The organism is Collimonas sp. (assembly GCF_039923675.1).
Taxonomy (GTDB): domain Bacteria; phylum Pseudomonadota; class Gammaproteobacteria; order Burkholderiales; family Burkholderiaceae_D; genus Collimonas.
The window spans coordinates 1-13,083 of the sequence record NZ_JBDTCG010000093.1; the positions used below are offsets into that span (position 1 = coordinate 1).

13 protein-coding genes are annotated in these 13,083 nt (G+C 56.9%); 3 read left to right on the plus strand and 10 right to left on the minus strand.

Annotation, left to right across the window (positions count from 1 at the left end):
• Nucleotides 1-187: 187 nt before the first annotated feature.
• Together ABI171_RS20145 and tcdA are read right to left on the minus strand one after the other, a co-directional pair.
• Nucleotides 188-892, minus strand: a complete 705-nt coding sequence (locus tag ABI171_RS20145) for an MgtC/SapB family protein (protein WP_348094347.1) — start codon at nucleotides 890-892, stop codon at nucleotides 188-190.
• 324 nt (nucleotides 893-1,216) lie between these two features.
• Nucleotides 1,217-2,071, minus strand: a complete 855-nt coding sequence (gene tcdA / locus ABI171_RS20150; protein WP_348094348.1) for a tRNA cyclic N6-threonylcarbamoyladenosine(37) synthase TcdA — start codon at nucleotides 2,069-2,071, stop codon at nucleotides 1,217-1,219.
• Nucleotides 2,072-2,297: 226 nt separating this feature from the next.
• Between tcdA and ABI171_RS20155 the strand changes: the two genes are divergently transcribed.
• From ABI171_RS20155 to ABI171_RS20165, 3 genes are all read left to right on the plus strand, one after another.
• Nucleotides 2,298-2,846, plus strand: a complete 549-nt coding sequence (locus tag ABI171_RS20155; protein WP_348094349.1) for a hemerythrin domain-containing protein — start codon at nucleotides 2,298-2,300, stop codon at nucleotides 2,844-2,846.
• Nucleotides 2,843-3,496, plus strand: coding sequence for a pyridoxamine 5'-phosphate oxidase (pdxH, locus tag ABI171_RS20160; RefSeq protein WP_348094350.1), 654 nt, complete (start codon nucleotides 2,843-2,845; stop codon nucleotides 3,494-3,496). Before ABI171_RS20155 ends, pdxH begins: the two co-directional genes overlap by 4 nt.
• Before the next feature lie 165 nt (nucleotides 3,497-3,661).
• Complete coding sequence (locus ABI171_RS20165) at nucleotides 3,662-4,873, plus strand: cyclopropane-fatty-acyl-phospholipid synthase family protein (RefSeq protein WP_348094351.1); 1,212 nt, start codon at nucleotides 3,662-3,664, stop codon at nucleotides 4,871-4,873.
• A gap of 155 nt (nucleotides 4,874-5,028) precedes the next feature.
• On the opposite strand, the gene msrA is transcribed toward ABI171_RS20165, so the two are convergent.
• From msrA to pyk, 8 genes are all read right to left on the minus strand, one after another.
• Nucleotides 5,029-5,565: a peptide-methionine (S)-S-oxide reductase MsrA gene (msrA, locus tag ABI171_RS20170; RefSeq protein ID WP_348094352.1), complete on the minus strand. Its 537-nt coding sequence runs from the start codon at nucleotides 5,563-5,565 to the stop codon at nucleotides 5,029-5,031.
• A gap of 165 nt (nucleotides 5,566-5,730) precedes the next feature.
• Nucleotides 5,731-6,450, minus strand: coding sequence for an OmpW family outer membrane protein (locus tag ABI171_RS20175; RefSeq protein ID WP_348094353.1), 720 nt, complete (start codon nucleotides 6,448-6,450; stop codon nucleotides 5,731-5,733).
• Nucleotides 6,451-6,735: 285 nt separating this feature from the next.
• Complete coding sequence (locus ABI171_RS20180) at nucleotides 6,736-7,773, minus strand: L-threonylcarbamoyladenylate synthase (protein ID WP_348094354.1); 1,038 nt, start codon at nucleotides 7,771-7,773, stop codon at nucleotides 6,736-6,738.
• Between the two features lie 12 nt (nucleotides 7,774-7,785).
• Nucleotides 7,786-8,991 carry a 5-(carboxyamino)imidazole ribonucleotide synthase gene (locus ABI171_RS20185; RefSeq protein WP_348094355.1) on the minus strand — a complete coding sequence of 402 codons (1,206 nt, stop codon included), beginning with the start codon at nucleotides 8,989-8,991 and terminating at the stop codon, nucleotides 7,786-7,788.
• Between the two features lie 5 nt (nucleotides 8,992-8,996).
• Nucleotides 8,997-9,515, minus strand: a complete 519-nt coding sequence (purE, locus tag ABI171_RS20190) for a 5-(carboxyamino)imidazole ribonucleotide mutase (protein WP_348094356.1) — start codon at nucleotides 9,513-9,515, stop codon at nucleotides 8,997-8,999.
• A 2-nt stretch (nucleotides 9,516-9,517) separates the two neighbouring features.
• Nucleotides 9,518-10,414 carry a phosphoribosylaminoimidazolesuccinocarboxamide synthase gene (locus ABI171_RS20195; protein ID WP_348094357.1) on the minus strand — a complete coding sequence of 299 codons (897 nt, stop codon included), beginning with the start codon at nucleotides 10,412-10,414 and terminating at the stop codon, nucleotides 9,518-9,520.
• A 107-nt stretch (nucleotides 10,415-10,521) separates the two neighbouring features.
• The gene (gene fba / locus ABI171_RS20200) at nucleotides 10,522-11,586 is read right to left on the minus strand and encodes a class II fructose-bisphosphate aldolase (RefSeq protein ID WP_348094358.1); all 1,065 of its coding nucleotides are present in this window, start codon (nucleotides 11,584-11,586) and stop codon (nucleotides 10,522-10,524) included.
• Between the two features lie 249 nt (nucleotides 11,587-11,835).
• The coding region (gene pyk / locus ABI171_RS20205; RefSeq protein WP_348094359.1) for a pyruvate kinase at nucleotides 11,836-13,083 on the minus strand (1,248 nt) is incomplete at its 5' end.

Below are 13,083 nucleotides of genomic sequence, written 5' to 3' on the forward strand. Positions count from 1 at the left end.
ACCAAAACACCCAGATTTACTACCCGGCTCCTTCGTTTGTTTCGCGTCTTTCTCAACGGGAGGCGAACTATAGCAATCCCCCTTATTCCCCGCAAGTACTTTTATGCATTTTCTTTAAAATATTTTCGTTTATTTGATTTAGCTCTATTACCAGGTACCGCCTCTCTAATAGAAGCAGCGCTAGCCTCTATACATCCACCGAATTCAATACCGCCCAACGGGCAGCGCTAACGCCCTTCTCCAGGCTGATCCGGCTGACGATCTGCTCCAGCTGCAAATGATTGCTAGGAGATGTAATCAGATCCGCCCGTACTTCCAGTTGCGTACCGGAAGCCAGGTCCTCGCTATGCAGAGACTGCACCACCAGATGCGGCATGCCGTTCAGCATGTGCAGCATCAATGTACGTACCTGCACTTCATCTTCCGGCCGGCAGACAACTGAGAGACGATAAACCTGCTCGATTTCGGTCGCGCTATGCAGATCCCGGCTGTTGATCATGTGAGAAACCCCACGCAACAGCACATTCGCCCCCAGAATGGCGGCGGCGCCGATGCCGGCTTCCAGCGCGTGCCCAAGTCCGCACAGCACGCCGACCGCAGCCGAGCACCACAATGTCGCCGCCGTATTCAAGCCTCGTACGTTAATCCCTTCGCGCATGATGACGCCGGCGCCAAGGAAGCCGATACCGGATACGACATAGGAAGCAATCCGGGTTGCTCCCTGCGGATCAGACTCGAATGCGGACACCATCACGAACAGCGAAGCGCCGATAGAAACCAGCGCATTGGTGCGCAAACCGGCCATGCGCTGCCGCATTTGGCGTTCGGCGCCAATCAGGGAGCCCAAGGTCAGGGCGAGTAATACGCGCAGGGTAAATATTTTCCAATCCATTTTCGCTACCTTTCTGCATGCGCCGTATAGGGCGACATGGCGATATTCCATGGGCGTTCAGCGCTGCGTCATGAACTGAAGAGCAGACACCAGGCAAATCAAACAAACGGATGGGAATAAATATGGCGGCGATACGGGATCGCCGTAGATATAGATACTACAGCGCTGCAATTCACAGGATGTAGCGATGGACTACCGGCTAGCAGGTGAATTGCGTCGGGCTGCGCGCCCATCCACGGGTACTGGTACAACTGTCCAAAATCGGGGCCTCTGTCAACATAGTCCACAGGATTCTATTTAGACACCATTGGCAAGTCAAGCAAGTCAAACGACAAGCGCAGCATCCGCCGCCAGCTTGCGCAAGACGTGGGCAGCGGCAACCAAGCCGAAAGTTGCCGTCACCACTACCGCGGAACCATAGCCGGCACAGTTCAAGCCAGTAACGCCTGGAGCGGGGTCGCCATCGATGGCGCACACTTGTTCGCTGATAGGTGCGCTTAAAGGTTCGGTGGAAAATACTGCGTCGATACCAAAGCGGACTTTATCGCCACGCGGAAAGCGATATTCAGAGCGTAAGCGCTTGCGCACCTTGGCCAGCAGCGGCTCTTGTTCGGTTTTCGCCAGATCACGCACTTCAATGCAAGTCGGATCAACCTGGCCGCCGGCGCTGCCGATGGTGATCAGGCGGATTCCCTTGTCACGGCAATAGGCGATCAACGCCGCCTTGGCGCGCACATTATCGATAGCATCTATTACATAGTCATAGCGCCCTTCGCCGATCATTTCCGGCAAATTGTCGACGCTGATGAAATCTTCCACTTCGGTGACATGGCAATAGGGATTGATCTGTGCGATACGCGCGGTCAGCGCGCTCACCTTGGCCTGCCCGAGCGTATCGGTCAGTGCGTGAATCTGGCGATTGATATTCGATTCGGCCAGATTATCCAGGTCAATCATGGTCAGATTGCCGACGGCGCTGCGGGCCAGCGCTTCAACCGCCCAGGAGCCCACGCCGCCAACCCCGATCACGCACACCCGCGCCTGCAGAAAACGGGCCAGTGCGGGCGCGCCATACAAACGGCCGATGCCGCCAAAACGCCGGTCGAAATCAATCTCATCAAGATCGAGTGCGGTGGGGACAGCTGCGCCAGGAGCGCCAGTTACTACGGATGAGGACATGATTGGACACAAAAAATGGCACGACAAGCAATCGACAAGATAAATCGGGATGACGCCAAGCCCAGCCCGGATATCGCTATTAACGCTATTTTACCGGCTCTGCATGACGGATCACTTTTGAAGTGCTTTAATATGAGTTGACCGCGAACAATCAAGCAATCCGAAAATTATCAAATAAGCACTTCCTGCGCGAGAGCGTCCCGATTCAATCCACGAGATACACACCATGCCGAACGCACTGATAGCCACCGCGCCAGATTTCAGCCAGCCGATTGCTGTGCTGAAGCATTGCCACGACAAGATACGCAAGCAGCTGGACACGCTGCAAAATCTTCTCGATCACCTTCCGCAACACGGCAACGATGCCCAGGCACAGCAAGCGGCCGATAGCGTCATGCGCTATTTCAACCAGGCTGCTCCGCATCACCATGCAGATGAAGAGGTCGACCTGCTACCGATGCTGAGCGTCACCGCGACAGGGGAAGACGCGGCCGTTCTGCAAAAGCTGATGCCGGAAATTATGGCCGAGCATCAGCAGATGGACAGCCTGTGGCACGCACTCAATCAACAACTGACGCCTATCGCCGACGGCGAAACAAGCGCGCCGGCGAGCCAGCTGTCAGCACAAGACGTCCAGCAATTTTCAGCCGTCTATTCGGCACATATGGAAAAAGAGGAAACCTGGATCGCACCGATGGCGAAACGGATTTTCAGCGAGCAGCAGATGGTACAACTAGGAGCAGCAATGCAACAACGTAGAGGTATTTCAGCATGAACCAAAAGACAGAAAAATCGATCGCCGACCTGCGCATCGATTACAGCCAGGCCAGCCTGTCGGAAGCCGACACCGCCGCCGATCCGATTACGCAATTCAGCAAATGGTTTGATGAAGCCATCCATGCGGAAGTACCGGAAGCAAATTCAATGAGCCTGGCCACCGTCGGCAGCAATGGCCGGCCATCCTCGCGCATCGTGCTGATCAAGCAGTTCGATGCACAAGGCTTCACATGGTTTACCAATTTCGAAAGCCGCAAAGGCCACGATCTGCTGGAACATCCTTACGGCGCTTTGCTGTTCCATTGGGTCGCGCTGGAACGCCAGGTCCGCATCGAAGGCCGGGTCGAACGGGTGAGCGACAGCGAGAGCGACGCCTACTTCCACAGCCGCCCCTTGCGCAGCCGCCTCGGCGCTATCGCCTCGGCGCAAAGCGAGACCATCGCCAGCCGCGAACTGCTTGAAGCGGAGTACACAAAAGCCGAACAGAAGTTCGGCGACAATCCGCCGCGGCCAAATCACTGGGGCGGCTACAGACTTTTGCCGGATACGGTAGAATTTTGGCAAGGACGCCGGTCACGCTTGCATGACCGGATTTTGTATACCTTGGATGCAGATGATAAATGGCTGCGACAACGCTTGCAGCCTTAGAGTCCGTTGTAAACACAGGTGGCGTCGTTACGCCTCCTAGCCGTACTAGCGTACTGTCTTCGTCGGCGCGCCTAGCCACCTGTGTTTGCAACAGCCTCTCTTAGTCACTGCTATCGGTCGACGCTGACCGCTTGGTACAAGTATTTATTTACCGGAGGAGAAATCGTGTTCTGGGAAAAGAAGCTTGAAAACTGGGTCAATGATATTCGTCACCGAGCTGCAATCCCGTTACGGCTCGAATTGTGGAATGGTCAGCGTTTCGACTTTGGCACCTATGCGGCGCCGGAGGTCACCGTGCGCGTGCCGCACGTTTCGGCGCTGAGCTACCTGCTGACGCCATCGCTCGCCAATCTCGGCGAAGCGTATGTCGAAGGAAAAATCGAAGTCGAAGGAAAAATCAAGGAGATCATCGCCGTTGGCAATGCCTTGGCCGCCAATTCGCTCAAGGCGGATGGCAAGTTTGCTCGCATCACCCGCACTTTTCGCCATAATAAAGAGAGGGATGCCGAGGCGATCCGCTATCACTACGATGTCTCCAATGATTTCTACAAGCTGTGGCTGGACCAGAACATGGTGTATTCCTGCGCCTATTTTGAACATGGCGATGAAGACCTGGACACCGCACAGCTGAAAAAAATCGATCACATACTGACCAAAATCCAGATCCAGCCGGGCCAGACCTTGCTCGATATCGGCTGCGGCTGGGGCGCCTTGGTATTACGCGCCGCACAGAAATTCGGCGCGAAATGCGTCGGCATCACACTCTCGGAGAACCAGTATGCGCTGGCCAAGGAAAGAGTCGCCCAGGCAGGCCTCGAAGACCAGATAGAAATCCGCTTGCAGGATTATCGCGAGATCACCGGCAGCTTCGACCGCATCACCAGCGTCGGCATGTTCGAGCATGTCGGCCTGATCCACCTTCCGATGTATTTCGCACGCATCCGCGACTTGCTGGCGGATGACGGCATCGCCATGAATCATGGCATCACCTCCACCGACATCGATAACGGCGAGTCGCCCTACGGCGGCGGCGAATTCATCGAAAAATATGTATTCCCGCATGGCGAGCTGCCGCATATCAGCCTGGTGCTGAAAACCATGCAGCAAGGCGGCCTGGAAGTCTTCGACGTGGAAAACCTGCGACGCCACTATGCCAAGACTTGCGGCATCTGGGCTGACAATCTGGAAGCACGCGCGGATGAAGTCCGGCAAGCGACCGATGACCGCCGCTTCCGCATCTGGCGTATTTATCTGGCGGGGAGTTCCTACGGCTTCGAGCGTGACTGGATGTCGCTGTATCAGGTAATCTGCCGCAAGGCCGGCCGCAGCGCCGGCACCTTGCCCTGGTCACGGGATTATATTTACCATGGCACCTAAAGTGACCTCGAAAAACGCCGTCATTCTCGCGAACGCGGGGATCCATCTTAGAGCGCAACTTGGATTCCCGCGTTCGCGGGAATGACGCGGTGGGGTTATTCGAGGTTCCCTTAAGTTATACAAGCTCTATCCACTGCGCCTTCAGGCGCGGTGGATCATGTTGAGCTAGTTACTTTGTCGATGAACATCTTGCGCAGCTTTGCCACTTTCGGCGCTACCACGAACGCACAGTAACCTTGCAACGGATGCTGGCGGAAGTAATTCTGGTGATAGTCCTCTGCCTTGTAATAGATTACCGCCGCACTCAACTCGGTGACGATGGGCGCATTCCACACATTCGCCATTTCCGCGATGACCTGTTCCGCCACCTTCTTCTGTTGCGGCGACTGGTAATAAATCGCAGAACGATATTGCGTACCGACGTCATTGCCCTGGCGGTTCAAGGTAGTCGGATCGTGAATCGTGAAAAAGATTTCCAGCAGTTCGCGATAACTGATCTGTTCCGTATCGAACGTCACTGCCACCACTTCGGCATGGCCGGTCGTGCCCTCGCAGACTTGCTCGTAGCTGGGATTCGGCACCTGGCCGCCGGTATACCCGGACTCGACATTCTCCACACCCTTTATCTCTTGATAAACCGCCTCCAGGCACCAGAAGCACCCGCCCCCCACTACCACTACTTCCTTAGTCATGGCCGCTGCTCCCCGGTTGCCGTCTTACTGCCTATTAACAGTTTCACTTTAACGCAATCTGCCATCGCTTGTCGACGTAGAAATAGGCCATGTCGCAAGCTATGCTACAGACGAAAAAAAGCCCCGACTGCGCGGGGCCCTTCAAGGTGAGTCTTGTCCGGCGATTTAGAACTTGTAGCCGACCGTCAGAACCGATACCAGCGGATTCAGAGTAATCTTGGTAGTGGCGTGGGTTACCGATCCGTCGCTATGGCGAGTAGTCAAGTCAGCCTTGGTGTCCAGCGGAACATAAGACAGAGAGAAGTTGACAGACCAGTTTTTGTCGAAATTATAAGCGGCACCAACGTTCGCGACTGGAACAAATGAACTGCTCAAATCGGCGCTGGTGGAAGCATTAGGATCGCCGCCGCCGAGAAGGTTGGTCAAACTGCTGGTCAGCTTGATATTCGAATACCAGACATAGGCGGCACCGGCGCCGACGTAAGGACGGAACTGGCTGTTAGCGTCGCCAAAATAATACTTGGCCAGCACAGCAGGGCTCCATTGCGTGGCAGTCCCGAGTTGACCTAAGCCATTGAGAGTGCCTTCACCGCTCAGCTTGAATTTTGGCGGAATGCCCAAATCCGTTGTCACGGCGATATTGTCGGTAAAGAAGTGGGTGAACTGCAAAATAGCAGTGTCCGCATTCGACACATGCGCTCCACTACCCGGAACCTTGAAATTCCCGCCCAGCGTCAACGGTTCGCTGGATTGATTCAGCCCGATGTGAGCCCAGCCGAAATTGACTACGTTGTCGCCGGCTTGCTGCGCCATGGCAGGAGCTGCGAAAGCCGCCAGCACGGACACGGCAGCCAGTTTTTTCAGTACGCTAAATTGTTTTTTCATATGTCTTCTCCAAGTTTCACTTCATTTTTAGTGGCCGGATTTTCCCCGCATCAGATGCAGTACAAATCCATTTTCGGCACTTTGCAGTTTGGCCCAGCCGGGGTAAGCCGGACCAGACAGCGCTCTGTTCTTCGATTTTCAACACTCAGAGTCAGATGGATTTCATAACTTCCGAATCATCCATTCCATACTCCTTTCCCGAAAAGAACGCGCGTGCTATTCTTTTTTTTACACTATGCCAGCTTTAGAATCATTTGACTATAGTTGTAGCTTTTTTACCTCAAATTATTTTCTAAAGCCTGCCAGGACGGCAGACGAATCGTGTGCGGCGCGGCGCAGGCGGTCATTGATCCCTTGCCAGGAAGGATCCGACGGCGGCGCTTCGACCACGATCAGATCGGCGGCGGCATGATCCATGTTGCGCAGCGCAACATAAAGATCGTGGGCGTAAGGCTGGGGAGAAGCAGTCATGGCGAATTGCGCCACCAGTGGGGGACAATCGGCTGGCGTCGCCGTTGAATAGGCGATCAGCGCCAGGCTTTGCCCGGCCAGATGCAGTTGTTTGAGGGTCGCTTCAAGTTGTGGCGGCGGCACCAGCAGCACCGGCGTGCGCGGCGCATAGTGCGATTCCAGCGTGCCGGAAGCGCGCGGCGCAGCGGCGTCGGCGGCTTGCACCGTAACGCCCAGCACTGCAGAAATCTGTGCGGCGCTGATATGCCCGGGCCGCAGCAATACGGGCCCGTGTGTCGCGATGCGCGACAAATCGATGATGGTCGACTCGATCCCGACTTCACTTTGGCCGCCATCCAGGATGCAAGCGATCGGACTGTCGCCATCAATATCGAATTCATCGCGCACATGCTGCGCCGTAGTGGGGCTGACATGGCCGAACTTGTTCGCCGACGGGCCGGCAATCCCGCCCTTGCCGCTTTTGAATTCACGCAGCAAAGCCTGGGCCACCGGATGCGAAGGACAACGCAGACCGACTGAATCCTGGCCACCCGAGACTTGAGCGGGTATATGCGCCGCGCGCGGTAATATCAGCGTCAGCGGTCCCGGCCAAAAAGCCGCGATCAACGCATGCGCCTGCGGCGGAACAGATTCGGCCCAATAGCCAATATCGGCTTCGGGCGCGACATGCACAATCACCGGATGATTGGATGGACGTCCCTTGGCGGCATAGATGCTGGCAACCGCCGCCGCATTCTCGGCGTCGGCTCCCAGCCCGTAGACGGTTTCAGTAGGAAACGCGACCAGCTCGCCCGCTTCCAGCTTGCGGGCAGCCAGGCGGATAGCCTGCAGATCGATAGTCGGATTACTCATCGCGCCCGCGGCTCAGGCTGGGATGCCGAGAATGGCGCATGCAACAGCCAATTGCTGCTGTGCTTCAGCCAGGGTCGGGGCGATAAAAGTGACATGGCCCATTTTGCGCGCGCGGCGGGCTTGTGCCTTGCCGTACAAATGCAGATGCGCCGCCGGCAAGGCCAGGATCTTGTCCCAGGCCGGTTCACGCGCCTGCTCGCTAGCACCGTCAAACCAGATATCGCCGAGGATGTTCAGCATCACGGCCGGTGAATGCTGCCGCACATCGCCCAATGGCATGCGCGCCATGGCGCGTACCTGCTGCGCAAACTGGCTGGTGACGCAAGCGTCCATGGTGTAATGACCACTGTTGTGCGGCCGCGGGGCCATCTCGTTGACCACCAACGAACCATCCTCCAACACAAAAAATTCAATGCACAACACGCCGACGTAAGCCAGTTGTTCGATGATGACCAGCGCCGCATGCTGCACGCGCTTGGCGGTGTCGTCGCATACGTTCGGCCCGGGAACCGTGGTGGTAAACAGAATGCCATCGCGATGGACGTTTTCAGCGATCGGATAGACCACAGCCTTGCCGTCGGCGCCGCGCGCCACCAGCACCGAGACCTCATAGGCCAGCGGCAGCATTTTTTCCAGTACGCAATCGACGCCATTCATGCCGGCAAATGCCGCGCGTACCTCGTCCAAATTGCGTACCCGCGCCTGGCCCTTGCCGTCATAGCCGAGCCGGACTGTTTTCAATATGCCGGGCAACAGGTCTGCCGGAATGCTATCGATATCCGCTGTGGAAGAGATCAACTGATGCGGCGCAGGCAGCACCGTTGATTCCTTGGCGCAGACAGTAAAGAAGCGCTTCTCCACCATGCGATCCTGAGCGACAGAAACACTGGCCGCCGCCGGCGCGACAAAACTGTTCTGCGCCAGCGTCGCCAGACTCGCGGCGGCGACGTTCTCAAATTCGGTAGTGACTGCCGCGCACAGGCGGGCCATCTCGGTCAACGCGACTTCATCGCTGTAATCCGCCAGGAAATGGCGATCGGCGACGTGTCCGGTCGGGCAATCCTGTTCCGGTTCCAGCACCGCCACCTTGTAGCCCATGGCTTGCGCTTCATGCGTGAACATGCGGCCCAGCTGGCCGCCGCCCATTACGCCGAGCCAGGTTGCCGGCGTGGTGGAAGGAACGATTGGATCGATGGCATCATGCGACTTGTGTTCCATACTGCTCATACCGGTGGCAATTTCATATCAAGGGCGATTTGTGTTTGCTTGGCGCGGAACGCCAGCAGCTTGTCGGCCAAGGCCTGGTCGGTGGTTGCCAGCATGGCAATGGCCGACAGCGCGGCATTGGCGGCGCCGGCTTCACCGATAGCGTAGGTGGCGACCGGAATCCCCTTCGGCATTTGCACGATGGACAACAAGGAATCCTCGCCGCGCAAATATTTGGACGGTACAGGCACGCCGAGCACCGGCACGATGGTCTTGGCGGCGATCATGCCCGGCAAGTGGGCCGCACCGCCGGCACCGGCGATGATGGCGCGCAGGCCACGCTCGCGCGCGGTTTCAGCGTAGGCAAACATCTGGTCCGGCATGCGGTGCGCCGAAATGACCTGCGCTTCATGGGCGACGCCAAACTCTGTCAGGATGGCCACAGCATGCTGCATTACATCCCAATCCGAGGAAGAGCCCATGACGATGCCAACGATCGGCTTAACACCAGGCTTGGCAACCATATCCTTGGTCATGATCAATCCTTCAGCGTTTCGCCGGTCAGGCTGAACAGCGCTTCGCGATATTTGGCGCCGGTTTTTTCAATCACATCATCCGGCAAGGTCGGCGCCGGCGCTGTCTTGTTCCAGCTGGTGACGGTTTCCAGGTAATCACGTACAAATTGCTTGTCAAAGGATGGTGGCGAGATGCCGACCTGATAGCTGGAAGCCGGCCAGAAGCGCGACGAATCGGCGGTCAGCACTTCATCCATCAGATGCAAGACGCCGTCCTGGTCGAGACCGAATTCAAATTTTGTATCGGCAATGATGATGCCGCGCGTCGCCGCATAGTCGGCAGCAGTCTTGTAGAGTTCGATACTGACGCTGCGGATTTTCTCAGCCAGTTCCTTGCCGATGCGTGTTTCCATGTCGGCGAAGCTGATGTTCTCATCATGCTCGCCCATCTCAGCCTTGGCGGCTGGTGTGAAAATCGGCTCGGCCAGCTTGGCGGCCTGCTGCAAACCGGCCGGCAACGTGATGCCGCAAATCGCGCCGGTCGCCTGGTAATCCTTCCAGCCTGAACCAATGATATAACCGCGCACCACCGCTTCCACCATGATCGGCTGCAAGCGTTTCGCCACTACCGCGCGGCCACGTACTTGCTCCACTTCGTCGCCCGCCACCACCGATTCCGGCGCAATCCCGGTCAGATGGTTGGGGACAATCGCCGCCAGCTTGTCGAACCAAAAGTCCGACATGCGGTTCAAGACCTTGCCTTTACCCGGGATCGGCTGGTTCATGATGACGTCGAAAGCCGACAAGCGGTCGGAAGTGACGATCAGGATCTTGTCCTCGCCGACGGCGTAGTTTTCGCGCACTTTACCGCGGCCCAGCAATGGCAGAGAAGTGATAGTGGATTGATAGAGGCTAGTCATGGGCTTATTCCAAAAGTCAGAAAACCAGGCCGAGAATGAGGTAAGCACCATTCTGCGCCTGGCAAGTTATTGCGCCAAGCATGCTTGACGCTAGTACAACATGATGTTTACTGGACGATCTGCGCCAGCTCGCCCTTCTTGTACTTGTCAGCGATTTTTTCCAGCGACATCGGCTTGATCTTGGCAGCCTGGCCTTCGCAGCCGAACGCCAGGAAACGCGCCTTCACCACAGCCTTGGCGGCTTCGCGCGCCGGCTTGAGGTAATCGCGTGGATCGAACTTGCTTGGATTTTCAATCAGATAGCGGCGAATCGCGCCGGTCATTGCCAAACGAATATCGGTATCGATATTGATCTTGCGCACGCCGTGACGGATGCCTTCCTGGATCTCTTCGACCGGCACACCATAGGTTTCCTTCATGTCGCCGCCAAATTCACGGATCTCGGCCAGCAATTCCTGCGGCACCGACGACGAACCGTGCATCACCAGATGGGTGTTCGGAATGCGGGTATGGATTTCCTTGATACGCTCGATCGCCAGGATGTCGCCGGTTGGCTTGCGCGAAAACTTGTAGGCGCCATGCGAAGTACCGATCGCAATCGCCAGCGCGTCGCACTGGGTCAGCTTGACGAAATCGGCAGCTTGCGAAACGTCGGTCAGCAATTGCTCGCGGGTCATCTTGCCGTCTGCGCCGTGGCCGTCTTCCTTGTCGCCCATCATGGTTTCCAGCGAACCGAGCACGCCCAGCTCTGCTTCGACGGTGACGCCGATGGCGTGCGAGAACTCGACTACCTTGCGCGACACTTCGACGTTATATTCATAGCTGGCGACCGACTTGCCGTCTTCCATCAGCGAGCCGTCCATCATCACCGAAGTGAAACCGGATTTGATCGCCGCCATACACACCGCCGGCGACTGGCCGTGATCCTGATGCATGACGACAGGAATGTGCGGGAACGCTTCTACCGCAGCTTCAATCAGGTGGCGCAAGAATGCTTCGCCGGCATATTTGCGGGCGCCGGCAGAAGCCTGCATGATGACCGGCGCGCCGACTTCATCGGCAGCCTGCATGATGGCAGTGACTTGTTCCAGATTGTTGACGTTGAATGCAGGCAGGCCGTAGCTGTTTTCAGCAGCATGGTCCAGCAATTGACGCATGGATACGAGAGGCATGTTGTACTCCGATAATAAAAATCTGTAGCGGAACAGCGTTCAAGCGCGGCGGCTATGCCAGCCGCGCCGAATCTGCTCCAACGAATGTCATTGCCTCGAATAAATCCCGCCGCGCCATTTCCGACCGAGTCATTTCCGACCGAGTCATTTCCGACCGAGTCATTCCCGCGCACGCGGGAATCCATTTTACTCAGTAACCTGGATCCCCGCGTTCGCGGGGATGACGGCGTCTTATTTGAAGCCCTTAGCCTAATACTCACCAATTTTCATGATCTTCAGCGCATTGGTGCCACCGATCTGGCCCATCGGCTCACCCCAGGTCACCACCACCAGATCGCCCAGCTGCACCACGCCCTTGGCCAGCAGCAGGTTCTGGGCGGCCTTCAGCACCGCTTCGCGGTCGATCGACTTGGCCAGCTCGAAAGTCTGCACATTGCGGTACAAGGCGACTTTACGCTGGGTGGCGACGCTCGGGGTGATGGCGAAAATAGGGATATCGATGTTGTGGCGGCTCATCCAGAGCGCGGTAGATCCAGACTCGGTCAACGCTGCAATCGCCTTGACCCGCAGATGGTGGGCGGTAAACAAGGCGCCGTAGGCAATCGACTGGTCGACGCGGGTGAAACGGACATTGAGGAAATCGGCGTCCAGCTTACAGTCTTCCGATTTTTCGGCTTCCAGGCAGATCGCTGCCATCGCTTCCACCGTCTCTACCGGGTATTTGCCGGAAGCGGTTTCAGCGGAAGTCATCACGGCATCGGTGCCATCCAACACGGCATTGGCGACGTCCGATACTTCAGCGCGGGTCGGCACGGCGTTGACGATCATCGATTCCATCATCTGGGTCGCGGTGATCGCCAATTTGTTTGAAACGCGCGCCATGCGGATCATGCGCTTTTGCAGCGCCGGCACAGCCGCATTGCCGACTTCTACCGCCAGGTCGCCGCGCGCCACCATGATGCCGTCGGAGGCATCGAGAATTTCCTGCAATACCGGGATCGCTTCAGCACGTTCGATCTTGGCGATCATCATTGGCTTGTGATCGTAGGCTTCGCCGGCCACATTGCACAATTGCCGCGCCATTTCCATATCAGTGGCGTTCTTCGGGAACGACACTGCAACGTAGTCGGCCCGGAAACTCATGGCGGTCTTGATGTCGTCCATGTCCTTGGAGGTCAGCGCCGGCGCGGTCAAGCCACCGCCTTGACGATTGATGCCTTTGTTGTTGGACAGTTCGCCGCCGATCTTGACGATGGTATGGATTTCATTGCCAAGAATTTTTTCGACAATCAACACGATCAAACCATCGTTGAGCAACAATACGTCAGCCGGCTTCAGGTCGCGCGGCAAGGCCTTGTAGTCAAGACCGACACGTTCCTGGCTACCCATGCCGCAATCGGCGTCGAGAATGAATTTTTCGCCATTCTTCAACTCGATCTTGCCTTGCTCGAACTTGCCGACGCGGATCTTCGGCCCTTGCAGGTCGGCCATGATGGC